The sequence below is a fragment of the Thiobacillus denitrificans genome, assembly GCF_001530125.1.
Taxonomy (GTDB): Bacteria; Pseudomonadota; Gammaproteobacteria; order Burkholderiales; family Thiobacillaceae; genus Thiobacillus; species Thiobacillus denitrificans_C.
Genome location: NZ_LDUG01000019.1, coordinates 129,872 through 154,886, shown reverse-complemented (window position 1 = coordinate 154,886; position 25,015 = coordinate 129,872). Strand labels below are relative to the sequence as shown.

The window sequence follows — 25,015 nt, the reverse complement described above, 5'->3', positions numbered from 1 at the left end:
AAAATTAATCCGTGGCGCGCGCCTTGTGCGCGCGCACCTGCTTCAAAAACGGCGCGATCCAGCCCTGCGCGCCGGTGCCCCGGCGATGCACGTAGCCGGCCAGCAAGTTGTGTCGCTGATAGCCGTCGTGCTGGCCATCAATGCCATGCCCGCGCGTCACCTGATAGGCATACATGGAGTCGGCAGGCAGATTTTCCAAGCTCGAATAGTGAAATTCGTGCGCCGGGATGCTCGCCGTTTCCTGCCAACGGTCGTCGCCGGTCGGCTGCAGGCGCGCATAGCCGCGGCCGACCGGACGCTCGTGCATCACGGTTTCGCCCGGCACCACGCCGACCATCTGCCGCGTCTGCCCCTGCCAGCTCAGGCTCTTCGACAGGTACATCAGCCCGCCGCACTCGGCATAGGCGGGCAACCCGGCTTCGATGGCATGGCGAATACGGGTGCGCAACGGCGCATTGGCTTCGAGCTCGGCCATGAACACCTCGGGGAAGCCGCCGCCGATGATGAGGCCATCGACCTCGGGCAAGGCCTGCGCATGCAGGGTGTCGATGTCGACCAGCTCGACGTTTGCCGCACGCAGGGTGTCGAGATCCTCGCTGTAGTAAAAACCGAACGCCTGGTCGTGGGCGATGCCGATGCGCAGCCGCTCGGCAGGCGCTGCCGTGTCGGTCGGGAGCGGCGCACTGAATGCCGGTGCGCTGTCGCCGATCGCCAGCAGGCGGTCGAGATCGACCTGCGCCGCCACCCGCTCGCCCACATGCTGAATCCGGGCGCGTGCGGCCCCCTGCTCGTTGGCCGGCACCAGCCCAAGATGCCGCTCGGCAATCTGCAGGCTGGCGTCGTGCTGCACTGCCCCGATCACTTCGACGTCGGTGTAGTGCTCGATCACCGCACGCAATTTGGACTCGTGGCGGCTGCCGCCGAGGTTGTTGAGAATCACGCCGGCAATGCGAATCTCCGGGTCGAATGCCTGATAGCCCAGAATCAGCGGCGCCACGCCGCGGGTCATGCCGCGCGCGTCGATCACCAGCACCACCGGCGCACCCAGCAGCTTGGCGAGCGCCGCGTTGCTGTTGCTGCCGTCGAGATCGAGCCCGTCGTACAGGCCCTTGTTGCCCTCGATCAGGCTGATGCGCGCGCTGGCCGCAGCGTGGGCGAACTGCTGCTCGATTTCATCGCGCAGCATCATGTGGAAATCGAGGTTGTAGCAGGGGCGCTGCGACGCCATCCCCAGCCACAACGGATCGATGTAGTCGGGCCCTTTCTTGAAGGGCTGCACCGCATGGCCGCGCGCGTGCAGGGCAGCACACAACCCGAGCGTGAGCGTGGTCTTGCCGGACGATTTATGCGCTGCAGAAATGAAGACGCGGGGCATATGAGCCCCGCGCCGGGAAGATTCGTTTGAAGTGACTTGCGGGTTCATGCTGGCCAATCCCCTGCCAGGCGATCACCTGGCAGGTTCATGCAAGTCAATGTTCCAGCTTGGCGACGGTGGCGTCGTCCAGGCTGGCCGGCAACAGGCGCAGCACCTTGATCGCAAAGGTGGTCACCAGCAGCGCGATCGCCACCCCGCCGAGGCCGAGGAACAGCTCGGGCATGCTGGGCGTGTAGCTGTTCACGACGCCATCATAGAAACTGCTGTTCTCGATCAGGCCGGGGAACATGTCGAGCGGATAGGCCTGCGCACCGATGATGGTGACATACATCTGCGCCATGCCGCCCGCAATGACGAGGCCGCACGCAACCATGATCCACGTGCGTTGTTTGCCAAGGCCGCTCAGCAGGATCACCAGCGGCGCCACGCAGCCGATGACGATCTGTCCCACCCAGAACAGGGTAGTGAAGATGCCGCCGTCGCGCAGGATGAAAGCTTCTACGCCGTGAAACTTGGCGAAGTAGAGATTGGTCATATGGTGAACGACGACGAAATACAGCACCGCCGCGACGAACACCACGAGCAGGCCCTTCAGCCGCATCATCACGGCATCGCCCAGGGTCCGGCCGGTCCAGGCATAGGCTGCGGCCAGCACCATCAGGTAAATCGCCAGGCCGTAGGCAAACGACATGATGATGAACATTGGTGCCAGCATGGCGGTACCGTACAACTCACGCGCGATCAGGAAGCCGAACAGCGAGCCGGTACCGGTCGTCAGGATCAGGCGCCAGATGAAGGCCGCGGTGCCCGCCGCCTTTGAGTAGGACTTGACGGTGCGGTCCAGCATGGTCCACAGGTAGATGCCCACCAGCCCGAAGAAACCGGAATACAGGAACACGTTCCAGGTGAACATCGACTTGAAATTGAAGTGCGTCATCGCCACGATCAGGCGGTCGGAACGGCCCAGGTCGAGCACCAGCACCAAGAGGCCGCCCAGCATCAGCGCCAGCGACAGGATCGCCGACAGCGGCGCCAGCGGCTTGTACATCGGCTTGTTGAACACCGAGGCGATCGAGGCGACGTTGAGCGCCCCCGAGGCGGCCACGATCAGGAACACTGCAAACACGTGCGGCAGCCCCCAGACGATCTGGTTGTCCATCCCGGTCACGACGTGGCCGTAGTGGTGCATGGTATTCCAGGCCAATGCGCCGAACAGGACGAAGAGGCCCAGACCCCCGAACAGCAACCAGTACTTCAGGCTGCTGCCTTCTACTTCGCGGAAGGTAATGCTTGCCATGTTGTTTTAGATTCCGTGATAGCGAACGCCAAGGTTGAGATTCAGATCGGCACGCACCTGCTTGGTCGGCAGTTCGCGCAGACGCTTCGAAATCTCGCTCTCAGGATCATTCATGTCGCCGAACAGCAAGGCGTTGTGTCCGGCGGCAGTGCAGGCTTCGGCACACGCGGTGTTGCCGTCGCCACGATCGATCTTCTGCACGCACAGGGTGCAGGATTCGACACAACCAATTCCGCGCGGCACATCCGGCTTCTGGGTATCGTTCAGTGGTTCGTGCACCAGCGAACGCGCCTTGTAGGGGCAGGCCATCATGCAGTAGCGGCAACCGATGCAGGTGTGGCGGTTGACCAGCACGATGCCGTCGGCACGCTTGAACGAGGCGCCGGTCGGGCACACATCCACGCACGGTGGTTCGGCGCAGTGCTGGCACAGCATCGGCAGGTTGGTTTCCACCTGCGTCAGCGGGTCCTGCAGTTCCAGCTTGCGGATCCACTGCGGAGCCTGCTTCGGGTGCTTGCTCTCCGCCACCGGCGTCCAGCCGTTTTCGGTGCTGCAAGCGGTCACGCAGTCATCACAGCCTGCTGCACACTTGGTCGCATCGACCAGCATGCCCCAACGTACGGCGCTGCTGGCAGCCTGTTCTTCCGGCCGGCCATGCGCCACTTGATGCAGCATCACACCGGGTGCAATCGCCAGGCCTGCCGCTGCTGCAGCGCCGCCGACAAAGCGGCGACGTTCGGGCGATGCAGGGGTCTGGTCAGACATCGGTTTTAGTTCACTCATTGGGCAACCCCAGCCATCTCTTCAACACTGACCTTGCTTGTCGCCTGGGCGGCAAGCTTGTGCTTGTAGTGCGCCGTTTCAGCATTCAGCGAATGCATTGCAATCGAGCCTTGCGGCTTGGTGGAATGGCATTCGAAACAATCGATCTTCACCGCTGCATAGCTATGGCAGCTCACGCAAAAGTCATCCTTGGCGGCCGCAACGCTGCCCGTCGTTTCGCTGGCGTGGCAGTTGATGCATTCCTTGAGGCTGTACTTTTTGGTGCGCACCCCCTCGATCACGGTCTTGTCGCGATGCTGATCCAGCAGCACCATGTGGTTGCGCCGCATGTAGTCGGTGTCTTCAACACACTGCTCGCCCTTGACGGCTTTCTGGATGACCGGCATGGGAGCGCCACCGGCCTTGGGCTGGGTGTCCGACCCGGCCCAGGCCAGGGCAGCCGTCGTCAGCACGACTGCACCCAGAGCCAGGAGGCGTTTCATTTTGCCTGCCACGCTTAGTCACCCATACCCATGATGATGTAACCGGTCGGGCAGACGTCGGCACAGATGTGACAGCCGATGCATTTACCGTAGTCGGTGTCGACATAACGTCCCATGGTGGGATTGTCCTTCTTCTTGACCTTGAACACGGCAACCTGCGGACAGTAGACCACGCAGTTGTCACATTCGAAGCATTGACCACAGGACATGCAACGTTTGGCTTCATCGACAACGTCCTTGTCGGACAAGAGCTGCAGACGCTCTTCGAAGTTGCCTAGTGCGCCTTCCTTGTCCAGAACGATCACGTCACGAACATGACGCTCGACCTTGGGGAAATGCCCCAGAAACAAATCGTCGTGCGGGATGACGTGACGCGCCGAACGGTCTTCGAAGTTATGCAGGATGTCTTTACGGTCATCGGTGCCCCAGATCTGGCCTTTGACTTCCTTGTACTCATGACCAGATTCCAGCCACTGCCGAATTTCGTCGAAGTGGTGCACGTCTACCTTCGGACGCTTGTCGAGATCTTTTTTGCCTTTCAGGAAGGCATCAATTCCTTCAACAGCGATTGAAGCATGACCAATCGCGGTGGTCAGCAGGTGCGGGCGCAGCACGTCACCACCAACAAAGATGTGCTCTTTGCCAGGGAAACGGTAGTTCTTGTCGGCCTTCATCAAACCGTTGTTGTTGTTGAACTGCTCAAGGCCGGCGAAATCGACGCCCTGGCCAATTGCGGAGACGATCAGGTCGGCCGGCAGGTCACGCTCGGTGCCTTCGACGAGCTTGGTTTCCTTGCCTTCCATCACAAAGTCGGCCACGCGCAGCGCCGTTGCACGGCCCTTCTCGTCGACGACCACGGCCACCGGGGTCACGCCACCGATGATTTCGATGCCTTCCTGCTGGGCATGCTCGACTTCATGCGGGTTGGCGGCCATCTTGTCGATGGTGGAGCGCGATACCAGCACCACTTCGGCCCCTTCACGGGCGGAAATCGAAGCCACATCATGGGCCATGTGGCCGGCAATCACCGCTTCCGGACGATCATCCACAGTACCCGACTTGGTGACATTGCCCAGACGACGGGCTACCGTCGCCACGTCGATCGAGGTATCGCCACCGCCGATCACCACCACGCGATTGCCGACGTGCTGCAGACGGCCTTCGTTGAATGCGCGCAGGAACGCCATGGCAGTCACACAGTTGGGCGCTTCGGCGCCGGGCACCGGTAGCGGACGGCCCGCCTGCGCACCCATCGCCATGAAAATGGCGTCGTAATCTTTTTCGATCTGCTCGAACGTAATATCGGAACCAATTCGCGTCTTCAGGCGGGTTTCAACACCGAGGTCGATGATGCGCTTGATTTCGGAGTCCAGCATTTCACGCGGGGTACGGAAACCGGGAATGCCGTAGCGCATCATGCCGCCGAGCTCTTCGTGCTCGTCGAAGATGGTCACGCCGTGGCCACGCAGGCGCAGCTGATAAGCCGCAGCCAGACCAGCAGGGCCGGCGCCAATAATAGCCACTTTCTTGCCTGTTTCTGCGGCCGTGGACGTGTAGACCATGTTGTTTTCAATACCCCAGTCGCCGATAAAGTGCTCGACTGCGTTGATGCCCACATGGTCTTCGACCATATTGCGATTACAACCTGACTCACATGGAGCGGGGCAAACCCGACCCATCACGCCCGGGAACGGGTTGGCTTCGGTAACCCGGCGGAAAGCATATTCCTGCCAAGTCACACCTGCCGGCGGCTTCTCGATGCCGCGCACGATGTTGAGGTAGCTACGGATGTCTTCACCGGCCGGGCAGGAACCCTGGCAAGGCGGCGTGGAAAGCATGTACTCCGGGCACTTGTGCGTCCAGCTCGCCTGGAAAATGATGTCCTGAGCAGAGCGGAAGCTCCCCTCTTTCTCGCCTTCCTTATAGCGACGCCATTCAATGCCTTCGGATTTTGCTTTGTTCGTCGTGACAGCCATGTCGGTTCTCCTAACACCTACGTTACTAAAAGATAGATAAATCGCAATCTTCCAGACCGGGTTCAGTCCAGCTTGATTGCCTTGCTGACTAATTGATGCACTCCGCCCACCATGCTCATGTTAAAGCCATACTTGGGCAATACTTTGGTGAACTGCGCCTTGCAGATGGCGCAGATCATGGCCATGAAATTGACCTGGTGTTCCTTGACTACGTTGTTCAGGGCCGTGGCACGCGGCATTGCGCCCTTGACCCGGACCTCCATCAGATCGTCAGTCAGCAGGCCGCCGCCGCCGCCGCAGCAGAAGGTGGATTCGCCTATGGTTTCGTCCGCCATGTCGTGGAAATTGTTCACCACTGACTTGATCAACTCGCGCGGAATGATGAACTGGCCGCCGGGCTCAGTGCCCATGCGCGACGCACGCGCCACGTTGCACGAGTCGTGAAAGGTCACGACCAGATCGTCATTGAGGGACGGGTCAACCTTGATCTTGCCGGACTTGATCAGATCGTTGGTCAGCTCGCAAATGTGCTGCGGCTGCGGATAGGTCGGGTCGAGCTGTTTTTGCATTTCGATCGAGAACGGATCGTCGCCGCCATAGCCGATGCCGGTCAGCGTGTTCCAGAAGCTGTAGGCAACGCGCCAGGCATGGCCGCATTCGCCGACCACGATGCGCTTGACGCCGAGTTCCAGCGCGGCATCGCGAATCCGCATGGCGACCTTGCGCATGCTCTCGTAATTGCCGTTGAAGAGGCCGAAATTGCCGGCCTCCGAAGCGTGGGTGGACAAGGTCCAGCTGATGCCGGCGGCGTGAAACACCTTGGCGTAGCCGATCAACGATTCCACATGCGGCTCGGAGAAGAAGTCCGCCGACGGCGTGACCAGCAGCACTTCCACGCCTTTCACATCGAGCGGCAATTTCACCGCCACGCCGGTGTCGGCTTCGATGTCTTCTTCCAGGCCCTCCAAGGTGTCTTCCAGCGCGGGGCCTGGCAGACCGAGGTTGTTGCCGATCTTGTGGACCTTACTCAAAATCTCGTTGGAGTACTTCTGGCCCATGCCGACATGGTTCAGGATTTCGCGGCCAGCCATGGTGATTTCGGCAGTATCAATCCCGTAGGGACAAAACACCGAGCAACGACGGCACTCCGAACACTGATAATAGTAGCTGTACCAGTCGTTGAGGATGTCCTTGGTCAGATCCTTGGCACCCACCAGCTTGGGAAACAGCTTGCCCGCTGTGGTGAAGTAGCGGCGATAGACCTGACGCATCAGATCCTGGCGCGCTACCGGCATGTTCTTGGGATCGGACGTGCCTAGATAATAATGGCATTTGTCGGTGCATGCCCCGCAGTGCACACAGGCATCCAGGAAAACCTTCATCGAACGATACTTGCCCAGCAATTCGCCCATCTTGTCGATGGCGCGCTCTTTCCAGTCCTCCCCCAGCTCATGCGGGTAGCCCATGAAATCCTGAACCGCCTTGGCTGCTGGAAAGGTCTTGGCGTGCGCCATCACGCCTTCCCTCAGCTTGGGGATTTCGATGTCGTCCTTGAGTTTCGGAATGTCAAATTCAGCAGCAGCCACTTGAGGGTCCTTTGTCCGTACTTACGCGTTCGTTAATCGATGTCAACGAATCAGTTTTTCTGATCGAGCCGGGCCGCCCACGCCGCTATATGGCGATGCTCACGTGGGTTGTCCACCTGGTTGCGAGTCGGGCTGAAGAACAGGCCCGGGGCATGCAGCAACTTGCTGATCGGGAAGATCACCATCAGCAGCGCCACCAGCGCAAGGTGAACCAGCAGGGTCAGATCCTGCGGAAGCGGCTGCACGTCGAGATACATCAAGCCCAGGAAAAAAGCCTTCAGCGCCACGATGTCGGTATGGACGACAAAGGTCATCAACATGCCCGACAGCCCGATCGCAATCAACAGCACCAGCATCAGGTAGTCGGACGGGGTCGAAATGTAGCGCACCCGATCGACCAGGAAACGGCGTGCCAACAGCCCGGCCATACCGATCACCATCATGATGCTGGCGTATTTTCCGAACGGCTGCACAATGCCGACCCAGAACCAGACCGGCTCGGTGAAATAGCGCAAATGGCGCGCCAGCACCAGCAACAGCCCGAAATGGAACAGCCAGCCAAACACCCAGATCCATTTGTTGGCCTTGAACAGCGACTCAAACACCACCACTTCTTTGGCCATGCGATAGATCACCCCGCTACGCGTAGTCGGCGCAGGCGTGGTTGGGATTTTCAACGGCACGGGTGTGCGGCTGTAGTCAACTATTTTGTAAACCAAGCCGACCACCAGCACCAACGCTGCGATGTAAAACATCCCGGCATAAATCATCGTCACAGTAGACAAACCCATCTCCCAACAACGTTGTGTTTACGAATCAAACGCGAGCTCTGGCATAGCCCAGCCACATTCGATCGGGAAACACAGCATGAAAATCGAAGTCACCCCGAATGAGCCCGGGGCGACCCGACAATATTACAACTTAAATACAGCCAGTCGGCTTGGGCAGGCCAGCGATCTTACAAGCCTGCTTGGCGGGACCGTAGGGGAACAACTCGTACAGGTACTTGTTGTTGCCTTTTTCAGCGCCAAGTTTCTTGCCGATAGCCTTGGTCAGCACGCGCACTGCAGGAGCAATCTGGTATTCAGCGTAGTACTCACGCAGGAAGTTGACCACTTCCCAATGGCTGTCGGTCAGATCGACCTTCTCTTCGACCGCCATATATTTAGCGACGTCTTCGTTCCACTGCGACAGATCGACCAAATAACCTTCTTCGTCGACTTCATACTCTTTACCGGCGATATCCACCATGGGCATAGCAATACTCCTTTAATTAAAAGTTACAGCCAAGACTGACAGTTGCTGTGCTCTGCGACCAGATCCACAAAACCGCCGTAATCCACGACATTGACTCCGTCCAGCACGCGCCCGGCCATGCCGCGCGCCGCCAGATCAGGACCGAGTGCGTAAATCTTGAGGTCAGCCGCCGCTGCCTGGATTTTCGCCGCTGCCGCGTTGCCGTTCGTCGCCGCATACACCGCGTCTTCGATCAGCAATACAGCAGAACCTTTGGTGGCCATGCGCAGGCAGCTTTCCAGCGTGCTGCGCTCAGTGGCCGATTTGTTCACAATATGCAGCATGTCTATCCCCTTAGAAGCTGATTACGACGTCTTGCTCGACCATGAGATTTGCCATCTCATCGACGGAGAGCACCGTCACATCCACAATCAGGTCATCTTCGGTCAGACCGCGTGCATCCAACGACGCCTGATCGACATAGAGCTTCTCGATGTCGTAGCCTTCCAATGCACGGTAGGTCCTGGAGAAATCCTTGACTTCGATGCCCTTGGTGTCGATGCCCTTCATCAGCTGATAGATACCGTCATCGGTAAACACCATGCTCACATCCTGATCGAAAGCAGCCGTAATCAGCACCACTTCCAGCCCTTCCAGCGCGTACACGGTACCGTGCGGCGCCTTGCGGTTCAGGAACATGAATTTCTTGACGATGCCGGAGCCGTCTTCCATTTCGTCCATATCGCTCATCTCGTTTCCTTAATCACCGAACGTCACGAGACGATCGTGCTGAATACCCATCTCCACCAGCTGACCCAGTCCGGAAATACGGAAACCGGGCGCCAGCACATCATCGTTAATGCCGCGACGCTGTGCAGCAGCCACACAGACGACCAGATCAACAGCATGCTCTTCGGCCAGCTTGGACCAGCGGCTGTTGACGTTACGATCATCCTGCGGGGGCGTTGCCAATCGCGTGGAATTGTTCACACCGTCATGGTAGAAAAAAACACGCGGCACTTTGTGACCCTTCTCGATCGCCGTACGGGCGAAAAGATAGGCAGTATCACTGGCCTGATGGGTGTAAGGCCCTTCGTTTACAAGAATACCGAATTCCATTTATCTATCTCAAACTCCGAAAAATCCAGCCATTGTTCTCACACCCCCCGTCGCGGGAAAACCGCGACGGGGCACCCCCATTATTAGAAGCGGATGTGAGCAGAAGCGTTCAGGTTGGCACGACCACCACGCCAGTTATCGATGTGATACTTGGTGAAGGGAAGACCAGTTTTTTCGAAGAACGCAGGCCAGCCAATGCGGTCAATCCAGTCAATCATGCGCTCCCAAGGCTTGCCGTCTTCCTTGTATGTATACAGGATCTTCTTGACCACTTCGGCGACTTCCGGCCAACGCGGTGCGTTGTTCGGCAGGCCAGCAGCGACCAGTTTGTGGAAGGTCGGCTTGGAACGCGCATTCGAGTTCTTGCCACCCACCCAGATAGCCATCTTTGAATGCTCGGGGTCATTAATCTGCATCGGCGGGCAGGGCGGGAAGCACGCGCCACAGCAAATACACTTCTTCTCATCCACTTCCAGCGAAGGCTTGCCGTTGACCAGAGCCGGACGAATCGCTGCAACCGGGCAACGCGCAACGACCGAGGGACGCTCACATACGTTGGCAACCAGATCGTGGTTGATTTTTGGCGGCTTGGTGTGCTGAACGATGATGGCGATGTCAGCCTGGCCGCCGCAGTTAATTTCGCAGCAGGAGGTGGACAACTTGACGCGGTTGGGCATCTCGCACTTGATGAAGTCGTCGTACAGCTCGTCCATCAGCGCCTTCACCACGCCGGAGGCGTCGGTGGCCGGGATGTCGCAATGCAAAAAACCCTGGGTGTGCGCAATCATGGACACCGAGTTGGCGGTGCCGCCGATGGGGTAGCCCTTGTCGTTCAGCGCCTTGATCAGCGGCTCGACCTTGGCGCCATCAGCCACCATGTATTCGATGTTGGAACGCGCGGTGAAACGCACGAAACCGTCGCCATATTGATCGGCAATGTCGGCCAGTTCGTGGATGGTGTAGTGATCCATCTGGCGTGCCGTACCGGCCTTGACCGTCCAGATTTCGTCGCCAGATTCGGCGCGGTGATACAGGACACCCGGCTTTGGATGGCTATGGAAAGACCACTTGCCATAGTTTTTCACCATCACGGGGTGCATGAAGGGCATCGGATCCGGAGCGCCGGATTCGATAGGCGGACGCATTTCTGCCATGATTTATCTCCAACTAAATTAATGCACGGGCCCGGTTCGCACTGGAACCCGCGGTAAGCGAATTAAGCTGCGGTCGACTGCTTGTGCTCGTTCCACTTCTCGACTTGCTCGTCCCAATCGTCGGCACGGAAGTAGGGGTTGGAACGCGGCTCTTTGATCATGTTCGGATCAACCGGAATGTCCATGCCTTCGAGGAAGTTGGTCAGGCCGATACGCTCGATCATTTCACCGGTACGCTCGTGCTCCAGCGCGTTTTCAGCGAAGAAGTCGAGGATGTTGCGAGCCAGTTCGTTCAGCTTTTCGAAATCCTCGTCGGACTCGAGCTTCATGAACGGGATCACCACGGTGCCCATGGTCGCGCCGATCTTCAGCACGCCCTTGCCGCCCACCAGAATGGTGACACCCTTGTCGAGGCCAGGACGCAGACCGCCGGGGATGACGTTCAGGCAGTGCATGCAGCGCACGCAGTTCTTGTTGTCGATGCACAGGGCATTGCCGTCGCCCAAGTGAGCCACCGAGATGTGCTCGTTAGCCACAACCTTGTCGGCCGCAACCAGGGTGATAGCCTTGGTCGGGCACTTGCTGATCACGTCGTTGACGAGATCATTCATGCCGTGGGCCTTGTAATAGGCCTGAACCTGCTCTTCGTTGACGCGGATGTTGTCGCGCCAGGTGCCGATGGTGGCCATGTCGGAACGCTGAATGGCGTTGACGCAGTCGTTCGGGCAGCCGGAGAACTTGAACTTGAATTTGTACGGCAGGGACGGACGGTGCATGTCGTCCAGGTTGTTGTTGATGACGGTGCGCAACGCCTTGGCTTCATCGAAGTTGGACATTTCGCAGCGCGCAGCGCCGACGCAGGACATGGAGGTACGCAGCGCAGGACCGGCGCCACCGAGGTCGAAGCCCATTTCGTTGAATCTGTCGAAGGCTTTCTGGACATCCTCTGTTTTGCAGCCCTGGAGCATGATGTCGCCGGACTGGCCGTGGAACGCGATCAGGCCCGAACCGCCGGTCTCCGACCAAGCGTCACTCATCTTGCGCAGCAGATCGGAGGTGTAATGCATGCCAGCTGGCGGCTGGATACGCAAGGTGTGAAATTCGGCCGCCTCGGGGAACAGCGGCTGGTGGTTTTCATCTTTCAGCTCGGTGAAACGGGGGATTACGCCGCCGCCGTAACCGAACACCCCGACCGTACCGCCCTTCCAGTAACCCTTCATGTTCTGGTAGGACGTTTCCAGTTGACCCATCAGGTCAACCATCATGTCGTTATCCTTAGCCAGACGCTTGAGACCGGTCACGAAGCTGGGCCACGGGCCTTTCTCGAGCTCGTCCAGATTGGGCGTATCAATCATTTGCTTTGCCATTATCTTCTCTCCTAGAAAATTTCGAAATGCCCGCTCAGCAGACAGCTCAACGGTATATCAGCATCTTATTGGCTGGGTCGCCGCGCCACCATCATTCTCATGGGTAAAACGTGTACGCCATATGGGTGGGCTTGCACCTACCCATATGGCGTAGGCGGCTATCCCCAACGCGGTAATGTCCCATTCCTGCAAAGAGTGAGACACTACATCATGTCCGCCACAGGAACCCATAAGAGTATTAAAATATTGTTGTGAACGCAAGCCCTTGCCCAGATCAGGGTTGAAATACCGCGTCACACCCTCATTGAAATGCAAGACTTGAGGTGCATTGCCCCGGCAACACATCCCGATCAACATATGGCCACACCACGGATTAAAGTTTCATGCCAGAGATTACGCCCCTAGACAAAATGCGGCTGCCGTTCGGCGGCCAGGAAATCGAATTCCAGCACCTGACCCACGAGTCGGGCGGCGTGCCGTTTCTGCGCATCCGTATCCGTGAAGGCAAGCGCTTCACCATTTTCGACGTCGACCCGGTCAGCGCGCAGAAATGGGGCGACCTGATGCAGACATGGGCTAGGGACCATGCCGGGGACGCGCCATGAGTTGGGACTGGCCTGAAAACAAGCCAGAGACGTACTTCCCCCTCATGATCGATCTGCAGTTCGATCTGGTCGGCACGACCATCCCGGCCGACAACGCGCAGATGCTGGCAGATGCGCTGCAAAGCCTGTTGCCCTGGTTAAATGAAGACGCGGGCACCGGCATCCAGCATCTGAAAGGCGCGGAAACCAACAGCGGCGATGCCTCGCTCTGCATCAATCGGCGTACCAAGCTATTCATTCGCGTGCCCAAGACGCGAGTAGACGACATGCAGCAACTGGTCGGGCAGACGCTCGATCTGGCGGGCCACACCCTGCAGATCGGCAGCTTCAAGACGCGCGAATTCAGTCCGTTCGGAAATATCTACGCTCACTTCGTTGACACCGGCAGTGCCACTGAAGAACAATTCGTGCAGGACGTGATGCGTGAACTGGACGGCCATTTCCTGCTGCGCTGCGGGTTTATCTGCGGCAAGCCGCAAATCCTGCAAAGCGCATCCGAGCCGTTGCATGGCTTCAGCCTGATGCTGCACGACGTGCCGCCGCACAAGTCCCTGCAATTACAGGACGAAGGGCTGGGCCGCAACCGTTTGTTAGGCTGCGGGATTTTCATCCCGCATAAATCCATCGCGCCGGTCGCACCGGCGATTCTTTAAAATTGACCACCCCGAAAGGAGTAAAGCATGTCTTATGTTGTAAATGGTGAAGCGCTCGAAACCGGCGAAGAGGACTTCCTGCTGGAAGCTAATTTCAGCGACGACGTCCCCCCGCTCATCGCCGAGGCTGAAAAAATCACGCTGACCGACGCGCACTGGCAGGTCATCAACTACCTGCGTGAAAAATACAAGGAAGACGGCCAGACCCCCAACTTCCGCAACATGGTCGCCGAACTCGACGAAATGCACGAAGGCGTGGACTGGAAGAAGAAGCTGTATGAGCTGTTCCCCAACATGCCTGCTCGCCAAGGCTGCCGCGTCGCCGGCCTGCCCAAGCCTTTCGGCAAAGGCGGCTACTGATTTAGCATAGCCGAGAGCGGTGAGCCGAGAGCACCATGCTCTCGGCTCACCGCTCTCCACTCTCGATTCTATTCATGTTTTTCAACACCCTCGTCACCACTGAAGACCTGGCCGCCCATCTGGACGATCCGAACTGGGTCATTCTGGACTGCCGCTTCACCCTCACCGACACCGAGGCAGGTCGTCAGGCCTACGCGAAAGCGCACATCCCGGGTGCGCGTTATGCGCATCTGGACGAAGATCTCGCCGCGCCCGTGGGCGAAACCACGGGACGGCACCCCCTGCCCGATCCCCGCGTGCTGGCCGAAAAGCTCAGCGCGTGGGGCGTCGGCGTCAACAAGCAGGTGGTGGTGTATGACGACAGTTATGGCGCCATGGCCGTCCGGCTGTGGTGGGTGATGCGCTGGCTCGGCCACCCCGGCGTCGCCCTGCTGGACGGCGGCTACCCAAAATGGCTGCGCGAAAAACGCCCGGTCAACGCCGACATCCCGGCGCCGCACAAGGCGGCTTGCGCCTGCCTGCCCGAACCCAGCCAGATCGTGACGGCGGACGAAGTGTTGCGTGCATCGCAGACCGGTGAACAGCTCATCATCGACGCGCGTCCCGATCGTCGCTTTTCCGGCGAATTCGAGCCGCTCGACCCGGTGGCCGGGCACGTGCCCGGCGCGATCAACTGGCCGTTCGACGAAAACCTCGATGTGGACGGCACCTTCCTGCCCCCCGAGGCGCTGCGCGAGAACTACCAGGCGCTGCTGAAAGGCAAGCCGACCTGGCAGGCCATCCACATGTGCGGCTCCGGCGTGACCGCCTGCCACAACATTCTGGCGATGGAAATCGCCGGCCTCCCCGGTTCACGGCTTTACCCCGGCTCATGGAGCGAGTGGATCACCGATCCCGCCCGCCCCGTCGCCACTGGAGACGTCGCCTAGGCGACTCAAGGAGAACACTCATGGCCATGCCCATACGCGTTAAAACCATCTGGTTCAAGAAGGGCGGCGAGCGCACCGCCGAGGAAATCGCCGGTGCCGTCGCCACCACAGCCTGGCGCGTCGCCGATAAAGCGATCGACAATCTGGGGCGCGAGAACTACGACATCATCACCCCCGATCGCGGCTTCAAACTGATTGCCGAGTTCCTCGCCTTTCTGGTGCATTACTGCGACCGCATGGCGTATGCGACCCTCCCGCCGGAACGCCGCGCCGCGGTGCTTCAGGCCGTCAGCAACCGCCTGGCCGAAGTGATGGAGCAGAACGTGCGCGAAGTCGTGGGCAAGGATGACCCACGCAATTACAAACAGGAATTCATCGATTTCCTCAACCGCCGTTTTGCCGATTACGCCGAATTCGAATTTCCTGACGACGACAAGGCCAGCTTCCCGGCGCTGCGCTTCCTCGGCCTGCAAATCCGCGAAGAGATGGGCGACGACGACAAGACCTGGGTCATGGACCAGATCATGGACATCGAAATGCCCGAAATGATGGGCACGGTGCGGAAGAGCTTCAAGGGCCTCTTGTCCGACGCGCCGGTCAAACGCGGTTTCGGCTCGCCCGACATGCTGCCGCCCGAGTAAGGCGCGGCATGGCGAATTCGCCTTTCGATCTGGCCAACGAAACCGGCTACCACGCCTGGCGCGACGCCAGGCTCGCGGCCTACCCGCGCAGCGTCGACGAGCTGATCGTGCCGCTGGCCGATCCCCGCCACCTCACGCCGGCCGAAATAGACGCGCTCGAGGCACGCTGCATGCGTGCCAACATGGCGATCTACAGCGCGCCGCACCTGCCCGCCGCTGACAAGTCGCTGCCACACCAGTTGGCGTGCCAGCTCGGCCTGGTCCACCTGGAGGGCAACTACCTCGCCGACGAGGACGGGCTGTCGAGCATCACCCCGGCGGGCGACGAGGACAGCGCGCGCGGCGACTTCATCCCCTACACCCACAAGCCGATCAACTGGCACACCGACGGCTACTACAACGCGCTCGACCGCAGCATCCTGGGCATGACGCTGCACTGCGCGCAGGATGCCGAATCCGGCGGCGAGAACACGCTGCTCGATCACGAGATCGCCTATATCCAGTTGCGCGACGCCAACCCCGATTACGTCGCCGCACTGATGCAGCCCGACGCGATGACCATCCCCGCGCGCATGGACGAGGTTTCCCTCTCCCCAACCCTCTCCCGGGGGGAGAGGGGGCAAACGTTGAGCCCAAACCAGTCAATCGCCCGCCCCGAGCAGAGCGGACCGGTGTTCGCGGTCGACCCTGAACAAGGCTTCCTGACCATGCGCTACACCGCGCGTACCCGCTCGATCGTGTGGAAGGACGACGCCGTCACGCGGGCCGCCGTCAAGACCCTGGCCGACATCCTCGCCGGCTCGGAATACATCCTCACCGCCCGCCTGCGCCCCGGCATGGGCCTCGTCTGCAACAACGTGCTGCATACCCGCAGCGCATTCTCCGATTCGCCCGAACACCGCCGCCTGCTGTATCGCGGGCGCTATTACGACCGCCTGAACTTCACCGCGCGCGCTGCTTAGGCGGCGGGTAAAGTAAAATAGTGGTCTTCATTTTTCGGCCACCTGCCGTCATGCAGCTTCTCACCCTCGGGGTCAACCACCACACCGCACCGCTCGCGATCCGCGAGCAGGTGGCATTCAGCCCCGAAAAACTGGTGCAGGCGCTGCACGAACTGACGCAGAGCCGGCGCGCGTCCGAAGTCGCCATCCTGTCGACCTGCAACCGCACCGAGCTGTACGTCAACACGCCCTCGCCCGACGACGTGGCGCAGTGGCTGGCCGATTTCCACCATGTCGACCGCCGTGAACTCGCGCCCTACCTGTATGCGCTGCCGCGCGAACAGGCGGCGCAGCATGCCTTCCGCGTCGCGGCCGGGCTCGATTCCATGGTGCTGGGGGAAACGCAGATCCTCGGGCAGATGAAACAGGCGGCGCAGACCGCCGAGGAAGCCGGCACCCTCGGCCTCTTGCTGCACAAGCTGTTCCAGCGCACCTTCTCGGTCGCCAAGGAAGTGCGCACCAGCACCGAAATCGGCGCCAATTCGGTGTCGATGGCTGCCGCCGCGGTGCGGCTGGCCGAACGCATCTTCCCCAGCATCAAGGATCAGGCCTGCCTGTTCATCGGCGCCGGCGAGATGATCGAGCTGTGCATCACCCACTTTGCCGCGCAGCATCCGCGCCGCATGACCGTGGCCAACCGTACCGCCGAACGTGCGCGTCCGCTGGCCGAACGCTTCGGCGCCGCGGTGATTCCACTTACCGCGCTACCCGACGAACTGCCCGCCTACGACATCATCATCACCTCCACCGCGAGTCCCCTGCCCATCCTCGGCAAGGGCATGCTGGAGCGCGCGATCAAGCAGCGCCGCCACCGCCCGATCTTCATCGTCGACCTGGCGGTGCCGCGCGACGTCGAGGCCGAAGTCGCCGACATGGACGACGTGTTTCTATACAGCGTGGACGATCTGGGCCAGGTGGTGCGCGAAGGCATGGACAACCGCGTCGCCCAGGTGGCGCAGGCCGAAGCGATCATCGAAACCAGCGTGGAAAGCTTCGTCCACTGGATGGAAGGCCGCGAGCTGGTGCCGGTGATCCGGAACTTGCGAGATGCCGGCGAGCGCCACCGCCGCCACGAAATTGAAAAGGCCGAGAAGGCGCTGGCGCGCGGCGACGACCCGCGCGCGGTGCTCGACGCCATGAGCCACGCGCTCGCCAACAAGCTGCTACACGCCCCCACCCACGCGCTCAACCACGCCACCCGCAGCGAGCGCGACCAGTTCGTCCGCCTCATCAGCCAGCTGTACGGGCTGCATCAGGAATGAAACCAAACCCTTCACCACAGAGGCACAGAGACAGCGAGAAAGGCAACAACACCTGGGGTGATCCGTTCACCGGCCATCGCTTTCCAGGCCCGCCACGGAAGCCGCTCCTCTTGTTTGCTTTCCCTCTGTGCCTCTGTGCCTCTGTGGTTCAACTTCGGTTTTCAAGATGAAACAGTCGTTGGCAGACAAGCTCGCTCGCGCCGACGAGCGGCTGGAGGAACTCGACGCCTTGCTGTCGCAGCCGGAAATCGCGGGCGACATGGACCGCTACCGCAAGCTCACCCGCGAACATGCCGACCTCACGCCGGTGGTGGCGCTGTATCGCCAGTACCGGCAGGTCGAAGCCAACCAGAAATCCGCCCGCGGCATGCTCGCCGACCCGGACATGCATGAACTGGCCGAAGCCGAACTCGCCGACTGCGAAGCGAAGATCGCGCAGCTGGAAATCCAGCTGCAAACCGCACTGTTGCCGACGGATCCAAATGACGAGCGCAACATCTTTCTTGAAATCCGTGCCGGCACCGGCGGCGACGAGTCGGCGCTGTTTGCCGGCAACCTCTTGCGCATGTACACGCGCTACGCCGAGCGCTGCGGCTGGAAGGTGGAAATCGTATCGGAAAACCCCGGCGAAGTCGGCGGCTACAAGGAAGTCATCATCCGCATCGTCGGCCACGGCGCCTATTCGCGGCTGAAATTCGAATCCGGCGGCCACCGCGTGCAGCGCGTGCCGGAAACCGAATCGCAGGGCCGCATCCACACTTCGGCCTGCACCGTCGCGGTGATGCCGGAAGCTGACGAGGTCGGCGAAGTCGACATCAACCCGGCGGATCTCCGCATCGACACCTACCGCGCGTCTGGCGCCGGCGGCCAGCACATCAACAAGACCGATTCGGCGGTGCGCATCACCCACCTGCCGACCGGGCTGGTGGTGGAATGCCAGGACGACCGCTCGCAGCACAAGAATCGCGCGCAGGCGATGAGCGTGCTGGCGGCGCGCCTGAAGGACCGCGAAATTCAGGCCCAGCATGCCACCGAGGCGAGCACGCGCAAGAGCCTGATCGGCACGGGCGACCGCTCCGACCGCATCCGCACCTACAACTTCCCGCAGGGCCGCATCACCGATCACCGCATCAACCTCACGCTGCACAAGATCGACGCGATGATGGACGGCGATCTGACCGAACTGTTCGACGTGCTGGCGGCCGAACATCAGGCCGAGCTGCTGGCGACGCTGTCGGGTGAATAAGCAGGGATCAGGGATCAGGGGTCAGGGGTCAGGGGGGCTGCGGACGGTGGTCGACAGCCTGGTCGCCGCCAGCCACGAACTCGCAGCCGCGCTCGGCCTGGAAAAACGCGAGGCACGCCTGGAAGCGCGTGTGCTGGCTGCATTTGCCTGGAACGTCAGTCCGGCGTGGCTGATCGCGCATGACACTGACCCGCTGAACGACACGCACGTCGCAGCGTTTGAAGCCCTGGTGTCGCGGCGCCTGGAAGGCGTGCCCATCGCTTATCTTGTCGGCGCGCGCGAGTTCTACGGCCGCCCTTTTCTGGTCTCGCCCGACGTGCTGATTCCGCGCCCCGATACCGAACTGCTGGTCGAACGGGCGCTGGCGTGCATGCCGCCCGGTCAGGCCATGGCTGTGCTCGATCTGGGAACGGGCAGCGGCTGCATCGCCACCACCCTCGCGCTGGAGCGTCCGCTCGCGCGGGTCACGGCGGTGGACCGTTCACCGGCGGCACTGGCCATCGCACAGCGCAACACCGACATCCTCAACGCCCGTGTCGAGTTTTTGACCAGCGACTGGTTCGCCTCGCTCGCCAGCCGGCGTTTCGACCTTATCGTCAGCAACCCGCCCTACATCGCCGCCGCCGATCCCCATCTGGCGCGTGGCGACGTGCGTTTCGAACCCCTGTCCGCGCTGGCCGCAGGTCAGGACGGCCTCGACGACCTGCGCCGCCTGAGCCGCACCGCCTGCGCCCATCTCAAACCCGGCGGCACGCTGCTGCTGGAGCACGGCTATGACCAGTCGGACGCCGTCCAGGCCCTGCTGCGGGAGAGCGGGATTCGCCTTCCGCAAAGCTGGGCCGACCTGTCTGGTATCCTGCGCGTCAGCGGCGGGGCACTGTCGGAATAATTTACACTTCCAGCATGGCCGATTGATGCCACGCTCAGCGGATGCCCGGAAACACGGGGCTTTCAAGCCGCGGGCCTATGGCTTGGTGTGAATCTTGCTCTAACATCCATACTTAGCAATCAAACGATTATCGAGGCTTGCCATGTCTGACCACACACCCAACTCTCAAGACACCCCGCCCGAAGCATCGCAAAACGATGCGATCGATCAATCCCGACGCAAACTGACCGGCGCCGCGCTTGGCGTGTCGGCGATTTTCACGCTGGCCAGCCGCCCGGTGTGGGCCAACCAGTGCACGGTTTCCGGCATGGCATCCGGCAACCTGTCCGCCCCCGACGGGGCCTCCTGTGAAGGCTGCACCCCCGGCTACTGGAAAGTGTGCCAGCACCTGGACTCATGGTCCGGCTTCCAGACGACCGACACCTTCAACAGCGTTTTCGGCGTCACCCAATACGTGGATTGCAAAGGCACGCCCTATACCTTGCTGGATGTCATGTACCTGAATGGCGGCAGCTATGCCTGCGGCCTTGAATCCACAGGCACGGTCAGTTTCCTTGGAAGTGGACAAGGCCAAGGCCAAGGGCAGGAAAAGGAAAAGGTACAGGGCAATGGCAGTAACCAGGACGCCCATCCGGGCGGTGCGCCCGCCGATTGCACGAACGGTAACGCCTTCGGCAACATGGGAGGCGACCCCATCTCCGAAAACCTGGGCTTCCATGCCGTTGCCGCCTTGCTCAGTGCCGCGCATCCGCGCGTTAACTACGGCTACACGCCTGGCGAAATCATTGACTTGTTCAAGAACAACTACATGACCAATCCGCAGGCGTTGAAGGACACGTTTGCCATGCTGAACAAGCGCGGCTGTCCGTTGAACTGATGCGATGACCCGTGTTTTGCCGCTTCCGACACGTCTGTTGAAAAACTGGGGGGACGAAGCGGTCGTCTACGATGCGGCGTCGGGCGACACCCATTATCTGAAGCCGCTGACGCTGGCGTTGTACCTGACCTGTCGCGACCATCCCGGTTACACCTCGACCGAACTCGCTGCCGCGCTGGCAACCCGCCTCGGCATGGCGGAGACGCTGCAATTCCAGGAACAGACTGTGGATACGCTTGCCAGCCTACGCAAAGTCGGCCTGCTGGAACCCGCATGAAACTGCTGCAACTGCCTTCCGCCGAGTTGCGGCGCCAACTGGCCGGCGCCGGCGTATGGCTGCGAACGGGGCCATTCTCGCTCAGACTGCGATCGCGCATCCCCTCCGTGGCAGAAGGCCTGGCTGAACTCTATGGCCAGTTCGAAGTACGCAACGCACACGAGGCCTTTGCCGACTTCCACGTGTCGGTGAACCCGCCAGCCAACCTGCGCCGCTGGCTGCGACCCCAGGCCGCATTCTCATTCGACGGCATGCAGCCCTTCAAGCCGCTGCCGCGCGACCAGGCGTTTCCGATGCTGGAATGGGGGCTCAACTGGTGCGTGTCAACGCAGGCGCACCAGTACCTGATCATCCACGCGGCCGTGGTCGAAAAGAATGGCCTGGCGGCGATCCTGCCCGCCCCGCCCGGTTCCGGCAAAAGCACGCTGGCGGCCGGGCTGGTACTGTCGGGCTGGCGCCTGCTGTCCGACGAACTCACCCTGATCGACCGCCAGACCGGCCTGATTCAACCGCTTCCGCGACCCGTCAGCCTGAAAAATAAATCGATCGACGTCATTCGCCAGTTTGCCCCGGACGTCCACATCAACCGCGCCTCGCACGACACCGTCAAAGGCACGGTGGCGCACATGCGGCCGCCCCGCGACAGCGTGCGGCGCCAGCACGAGACAGCGCGCCCCGGCTGGGTAGTTTTCCCCAAGTGGGAAGCCGGCGCGCCGGCCACCCTGACCCCGCGCTCGCAAGCGCAGACCTTCATGTTCCTTGCGCAAAACGCATTTAACTACAGCCACTTGGGCGCTGACGGCTTCCACGTCGGCACAGCGCTGATCGACCGATCCGACTGCTATGATTTTCGCTACAGCGCATTGGACGAGGCCATCGCCACATTCGATCATCTGGCCGAGCGCCGCACGTCCTGAAACCATGACCCCCCTATCCCGCAATCTGCTTTCCCGCACTCTGCGCTCGCCCGATATCGCCACCCGCTTTTCCATGAGCGAATGGGACATGCTGGTACGGCAGGCTCGGGCGGCAGGGCTGCTGGCGCGGCTGGCGCACCGCTTGCGCCAGCACGGGCTGGCGGCCGCAATTCCGGCGGTGGCGCGCTGGCATTTCGATGCCGCCGAGACGCTGGCCGACAAGCAGCAAACGGCCGTGCACTGGGAACTGCAACAGCTTCGCGCCGCGCTGGCCGGTCTCGGCAGTCCGCTGATCGTCCTCAAGGGCGCGGCCTACGTCGCCGCCAACCTGCCTGCTGCGGCAGGACGGCTGTTCAACGATATCGACATTCTGGTACCGCGCGAGCGGCTGCCGCAGGCCGAGTCCGCGCTCATGCTGGCGGGCTGGCATGCCAGCGGGCTGTCGGAATACGACAAGCGTTACTACCGCCGCTGGATGCACGAGATCCCCCCGATGCAGCACGTCCAGCGCGCCACCGTGATCGACGTGCATCACGCGATCCTGCCCGACACCGCGCGCTACCACCCGGATTCCGCCAAACTGCGCAGCCGCGCCGTCGCGGTGGAAAGCCTGCCCGGCGTCTATGTGCTGGCGGCGGAAGACCGCATCCTGCATTCGGCCACGCATTTGTTCCACGACGGCGAACTGCCGCACGGCCTGCGCGACCTCACCGACCTCGATCTGCTGCTGCGCGACGCCGCTGAGGATCGCGATTTCTGGCCGCGTCTGACTGCGCGCGCCGACGAATTGCAACTGAGTCGCTCGCTGTTCTATGCCCTGCGTTATCTGCGTCATTTTCTCGATACGCCGGTTCCCGACGGTGTCATGGCCACCCTGGATGTCGTGGCGCCCAATCGTGCCACCCTCGCGCTGATGGACCGCATCTTCAGCCGCGTGCTCGCGCCCGATCATGCGAGCTGTGCGGACACCTTCACCCCGGCTGCACGCCTGGCCGCCTTCGTGCGCGCCCACTGGCTGCGAATGCCCGCGCACCTGCTGATCCCGCATCTGTTTCACAAGGCCTTCATCAGCCCCTATCAACGTACGCCCAAACCGGCTTGACGCGGGACACGGCGTGCGTATAATTCCCGAGTATTCCACTCAAGTATTGTTCAGGAGCCACAGATGACCGCGCTAGACCGCATTCGTGACCAAGTCACCACCAACACCGTCGTGCTGTACATGAAAGGCACACCCCAGTTTCCGCAGTGCGGCTTTTCGTCGCGCGCGGCGCAAGTGCTGCAGGCCTGCGGCGTGAATGACTTTCTGGCAGTCAACGTGCTGGCCGACCCGGAAATTTTCGAAAACCTGAAGGACTACGCCAACTGGCCGACCTTCCCTCAGTTGTATGTGAAGGGCGAGCTGGTCGGCGGCTGCGACATCATGGTCGAGATGTACCAGAAGGGCGAAATGCAGAAACTGCTGGAAGAAGCGCAGGCCGCCTGACATCGCGTCCCCAAATCAAAAAAGCCGACTGCGTGTCGGCTTTTTTGTTGCCTCTTCGTCCGCCCACCCGGGCGATCATCTGGTTTCGTCCGCCTCGGGCACGGCATCCATCCCCAGTTCGTGAATCTTGCGCGTCAAGGTGTTGCGCCCCCAGCCGAGCAGGTGCGCCGCCTCGATGCGACGCCCACCGGTATGGCGCAGCGCCACTTCGATCAGGGTTTTTTCGTAGGCCTGGGTGAGTTCGTCGAGAATCGCCGCCTCGCCGCGCGCCAGCCGTGCACCCGCCTCGGCCGCCAGGCTTTGCAACCAGTCGCCGCCGACCGGCTCGGTCGGCCCCTGCATGAGGTCGGCCGGCAGATCGCTCACCTCGACCACCTGGCCGGGCGCCATCACGGTCAGGTAATGGCAGACGTTTTCGAGTTGGCGCACGTTGCCGCTCCACGACAGGTTGACCAGGGTTTTCATCGCGGCCTCCGACACGCCCTTGGCCTCCACTCCCAGCTCCCGCGCGCTTTTCTGCATGAAATGGCGCACCAGCAGAGGGATGTCCTCGCGCCGCTCGCGCAGCGCCGGCAGCCGCAGGCGGATGACGTTGAGACGGTGGAACAGGTCCTCGCGGAACAGGCCTTCGCGCACCCGCACTTCCAGGTCCTGGTGGGTGGCGGCAATCACCCGCACGTTGACCTTGATCGGGGTATGCCCGCCGACGCGATAGAACTGGCCGTCGGACAGCACCCGCAGCAAGCGGGTTTGCAGTTCGGACGGCATGTCGCCGATTTCGTCCAGAAACAGGGTGCCGCCATCGGCCTGCTCGAAGCGGCCGCGCCGTTGCGCCGCCGCACCGGTGAACGCCCCGCGTTCGTGGCCGAACAGCTCGGATTCCAGCAGGTCCTTGGGAATAGCCGCGGTGTTGAGCGCGATGAACGGCCCGGTGGCGCGCGGGCTGTGGCGATGCAGGGCACGCGCGACCAGTTCCTTGCCGCTGCCCGATTCGCCGGTGATGAGCACGGTCGCGTGCGACTGGCTAAGCCTGCCGATGGCGCGGAATACTTCCTGCATCGCCGGGGCCTGGCCGAGCATTTCGGTCATCGGCGCCTCGCTCGGCGCCGGCGTGTCGCGGCTGGCATTTTCGGCCAGCGCACGGCGCACCAGTTCCAGCGCCTGGTCGACGTCGAAGGGCTTGGGCAGATATTCGAAGGCGCCGCCCTGAAATGCCGCCACCGCGCTGTCGAGGTCGGAATACGCCGTCATGATGATGACCGGCACCTTGGGCAGACGCTCCTTCAGCGCCTGCAGCAGTTCCAGGCCGGAGACGCCCGGCATGCGGATGTCGGACAGCACCACGGCAGGCTGGCTGCGCTCGAGCTCACGCAGCGCATCGCTGGCTGCGCTGAAGGTCATGCACGGAATATCCTCCCGCAGCAGCGCTTTTTCCAGCACCCAGCGGATGGAGCGGTCGTCGTCGATGATCCAGACACAACTTGGTTTAGGCATGGT

Annotated in this window: 28 protein-coding genes; 14 read left to right on the top strand and 14 right to left on the bottom strand. The window is 61.4% G+C overall.

What is annotated here, in order from left to right; genetic code table 11:
* Positions 1 to 4: 4 nt before the first annotated feature.
* The 13 genes from ABW22_RS07490 to dsrA form a co-directional block, all read right to left on the bottom strand.
* Complete coding sequence (locus ABW22_RS07490; RefSeq protein WP_059754183.1) at positions 5 to 1,375, bottom strand: cobyrinate a,c-diamide synthase; 1,371 nt, start codon at positions 1,373 to 1,375, stop codon at positions 5 to 7.
* Positions 1,376 to 1,469: 94 nt separating this feature from the next.
* Positions 1,470 to 2,672: an NrfD/PsrC family molybdoenzyme membrane anchor subunit gene (gene nrfD / locus ABW22_RS07485; RefSeq protein ID WP_059754179.1), complete on the bottom strand. Its 1,203-nt coding sequence runs from the start codon at positions 2,670 to 2,672 to the stop codon at positions 1,470 to 1,472.
* A 6-nt stretch (positions 2,673 to 2,678) separates the two neighbouring features.
* Complete coding sequence (gene dsrO / locus ABW22_RS07480) at positions 2,679 to 3,455, bottom strand: sulfate reduction electron transfer complex DsrMKJOP subunit DsrO (RefSeq protein WP_059754175.1); 777 nt, start codon at positions 3,453 to 3,455, stop codon at positions 2,679 to 2,681.
* Positions 3,452 to 3,937 (bottom strand): hypothetical protein, encoded by a 486-nt coding sequence (locus ABW22_RS07475; RefSeq protein WP_059754416.1) that lies wholly within the window; start codon positions 3,935 to 3,937, stop codon positions 3,452 to 3,454. Before ABW22_RS07475 ends, dsrO begins: the two co-directional genes overlap by 4 nt.
* Before the next feature lie 14 nt (positions 3,938 to 3,951).
* A complete protein-coding gene (locus tag ABW22_RS07470) occupies positions 3,952 to 5,913 on the bottom strand; it encodes an NAD(P)-binding protein (RefSeq protein ID WP_059754171.1) in 1,962 nt (653 codons plus the stop codon).
* Positions 5,914 to 5,975: 62 nt separating this feature from the next.
* The gene (gene dsrK, locus ABW22_RS07465) at positions 5,976 to 7,499 is read right to left on the bottom strand and encodes a sulfate reduction electron transfer complex DsrMKJOP subunit DsrK (protein WP_059754166.1); all 1,524 of its coding nucleotides are present in this window, start codon (positions 7,497 to 7,499) and stop codon (positions 5,976 to 5,978) included.
* A 50-nt stretch (positions 7,500 to 7,549) separates the two neighbouring features.
* On the bottom strand, positions 7,550 to 8,290 hold the full coding sequence (locus ABW22_RS07460; protein ID WP_237763265.1) for a respiratory nitrate reductase subunit gamma: 741 nt from the start codon (positions 8,288 to 8,290) through the stop codon (positions 7,550 to 7,552).
* A gap of 130 nt (positions 8,291 to 8,420) precedes the next feature.
* Positions 8,421 to 8,756, bottom strand: a complete 336-nt coding sequence (locus ABW22_RS07455) for a TusE/DsrC/DsvC family sulfur relay protein (RefSeq protein WP_059754161.1) — start codon at positions 8,754 to 8,756, stop codon at positions 8,421 to 8,423.
* Between the two features lie 23 nt (positions 8,757 to 8,779).
* The gene (tusB, locus tag ABW22_RS07450; protein ID WP_059754157.1) at positions 8,780 to 9,079 is read right to left on the bottom strand and encodes a sulfurtransferase complex subunit TusB; all 300 of its coding nucleotides are present in this window, start codon (positions 9,077 to 9,079) and stop codon (positions 8,780 to 8,782) included.
* A 10-nt stretch (positions 9,080 to 9,089) separates the two neighbouring features.
* Entirely contained in the window at positions 9,090 to 9,485 is a 396-nt protein-coding gene (gene tusC, locus ABW22_RS07445) for a sulfurtransferase complex subunit TusC (RefSeq protein WP_059754153.1), read from the bottom strand.
* Positions 9,486 to 9,494: 9 nt separating this feature from the next.
* Positions 9,495 to 9,854 (bottom strand): sulfurtransferase complex subunit TusD, encoded by a 360-nt coding sequence (tusD, locus tag ABW22_RS07440; protein WP_059754150.1) that lies wholly within the window; start codon positions 9,852 to 9,854, stop codon positions 9,495 to 9,497.
* Between the two features lie 83 nt (positions 9,855 to 9,937).
* Complete coding sequence (gene dsrB, locus ABW22_RS07435; RefSeq protein WP_059754147.1) at positions 9,938 to 11,008, bottom strand: dissimilatory-type sulfite reductase subunit beta; 1,071 nt, start codon at positions 11,006 to 11,008, stop codon at positions 9,938 to 9,940.
* 62 nt (positions 11,009 to 11,070) lie between these two features.
* Positions 11,071 to 12,375 carry a dissimilatory-type sulfite reductase subunit alpha gene (dsrA, locus tag ABW22_RS07430; RefSeq protein WP_059754142.1) on the bottom strand — a complete coding sequence of 435 codons (1,305 nt, stop codon included), beginning with the start codon at positions 12,373 to 12,375 and terminating at the stop codon, positions 11,071 to 11,073.
* Between the two features lie 383 nt (positions 12,376 to 12,758).
* On the opposite strand from dsrA, the gene ABW22_RS07425 reads away from it, so the two are divergent.
* The 14 genes from ABW22_RS07425 (at position 12,759) to grxD (ending at position 23,518) form a co-directional block, all read left to right on the top strand.
* The gene (locus ABW22_RS07425; RefSeq protein ID WP_059754139.1) at positions 12,759 to 12,980 is read left to right on the top strand and encodes a DUF6967 family protein; all 222 of its coding nucleotides are present in this window, start codon (positions 12,759 to 12,761) and stop codon (positions 12,978 to 12,980) included.
* Positions 12,977 to 13,633 carry a type I-MYXAN CRISPR-associated protein Cas6/Cmx6 gene (cas6, locus tag ABW22_RS07420; protein WP_059754135.1) on the top strand — a complete coding sequence of 219 codons (657 nt, stop codon included), beginning with the start codon at positions 12,977 to 12,979 and terminating at the stop codon, positions 13,631 to 13,633. The genes ABW22_RS07425 and cas6 overlap by 4 nt, the downstream gene beginning before the upstream one ends.
* A 27-nt stretch (positions 13,634 to 13,660) precedes the next feature.
* The gene (locus ABW22_RS07415) at positions 13,661 to 13,993 is read left to right on the top strand and encodes a TusE/DsrC/DsvC family sulfur relay protein (protein WP_059754132.1); all 333 of its coding nucleotides are present in this window, start codon (positions 13,661 to 13,663) and stop codon (positions 13,991 to 13,993) included.
* Between the two features lie 74 nt (positions 13,994 to 14,067).
* Positions 14,068 to 14,922, top strand: a complete 855-nt coding sequence (locus tag ABW22_RS07410) for a sulfurtransferase (RefSeq protein WP_059754127.1) — start codon at positions 14,068 to 14,070, stop codon at positions 14,920 to 14,922.
* Between the two features lie 20 nt (positions 14,923 to 14,942).
* Positions 14,943 to 15,563 carry a hypothetical protein gene (locus tag ABW22_RS07405; protein ID WP_059754123.1) on the top strand — a complete coding sequence of 207 codons (621 nt, stop codon included), beginning with the start codon at positions 14,943 to 14,945 and terminating at the stop codon, positions 15,561 to 15,563.
* Between the two features lie 8 nt (positions 15,564 to 15,571).
* Positions 15,572 to 16,525 (top strand): TauD/TfdA family dioxygenase, encoded by a 954-nt coding sequence (locus ABW22_RS07400; protein ID WP_059754118.1) that lies wholly within the window; start codon positions 15,572 to 15,574, stop codon positions 16,523 to 16,525.
* Positions 16,526 to 16,575: 50 nt separating this feature from the next.
* Positions 16,576 to 17,826, top strand: a complete 1,251-nt coding sequence (gene hemA / locus ABW22_RS07395) for a glutamyl-tRNA reductase (protein ID WP_059754114.1) — start codon at positions 16,576 to 16,578, stop codon at positions 17,824 to 17,826.
* A 166-nt stretch (positions 17,827 to 17,992) separates the two neighbouring features.
* Positions 17,993 to 19,072, top strand: a complete 1,080-nt coding sequence (gene prfA, locus ABW22_RS07390; protein WP_059754110.1) for a peptide chain release factor 1 — start codon at positions 17,993 to 17,995, stop codon at positions 19,070 to 19,072.
* Between the two features lie 46 nt (positions 19,073 to 19,118).
* The gene (prmC, locus tag ABW22_RS07385; RefSeq protein WP_088178762.1) at positions 19,119 to 19,961 is read left to right on the top strand and encodes a peptide chain release factor N(5)-glutamine methyltransferase; all 843 of its coding nucleotides are present in this window, start codon (positions 19,119 to 19,121) and stop codon (positions 19,959 to 19,961) included.
* A gap of 142 nt (positions 19,962 to 20,103) precedes the next feature.
* Positions 20,104 to 20,838, top strand: coding sequence for a hypothetical protein (locus ABW22_RS07380; RefSeq protein ID WP_059754106.1), 735 nt, complete (start codon positions 20,104 to 20,106; stop codon positions 20,836 to 20,838).
* Positions 20,839 to 20,842: 4 nt separating this feature from the next.
* Positions 20,843 to 21,115 carry an HPr-rel-A system PqqD family peptide chaperone gene (locus ABW22_RS07375; protein ID WP_059754102.1) on the top strand — a complete coding sequence of 91 codons (273 nt, stop codon included), beginning with the start codon at positions 20,843 to 20,845 and terminating at the stop codon, positions 21,113 to 21,115.
* Complete coding sequence (locus ABW22_RS07370; protein ID WP_059754098.1) at positions 21,112 to 22,032, top strand: HprK-related kinase A; 921 nt, start codon at positions 21,112 to 21,114, stop codon at positions 22,030 to 22,032. Before ABW22_RS07375 ends, ABW22_RS07370 begins: the two co-directional genes overlap by 4 nt.
* Before the next feature lie 4 nt (positions 22,033 to 22,036).
* Positions 22,037 to 23,134, top strand: a complete 1,098-nt coding sequence (locus tag ABW22_RS07365; protein WP_059754094.1) for a nucleotidyltransferase family protein — start codon at positions 22,037 to 22,039, stop codon at positions 23,132 to 23,134.
* Between the two features lie 63 nt (positions 23,135 to 23,197).
* Entirely contained in the window at positions 23,198 to 23,518 is a 321-nt protein-coding gene (grxD, locus tag ABW22_RS07360; RefSeq protein WP_059754090.1) for a Grx4 family monothiol glutaredoxin, read from the top strand.
* 75 nt (positions 23,519 to 23,593) lie between these two features.
* On the opposite strand, the gene ntrC is transcribed toward grxD, so the two are convergent.
* A complete protein-coding gene (gene ntrC / locus ABW22_RS07355; protein WP_059754087.1) occupies positions 23,594 to 25,012 on the bottom strand; it encodes a nitrogen regulation protein NR(I) in 1,419 nt (472 codons plus the stop codon).
* Positions 25,013 to 25,015: the final 3 nt, after the last annotated feature.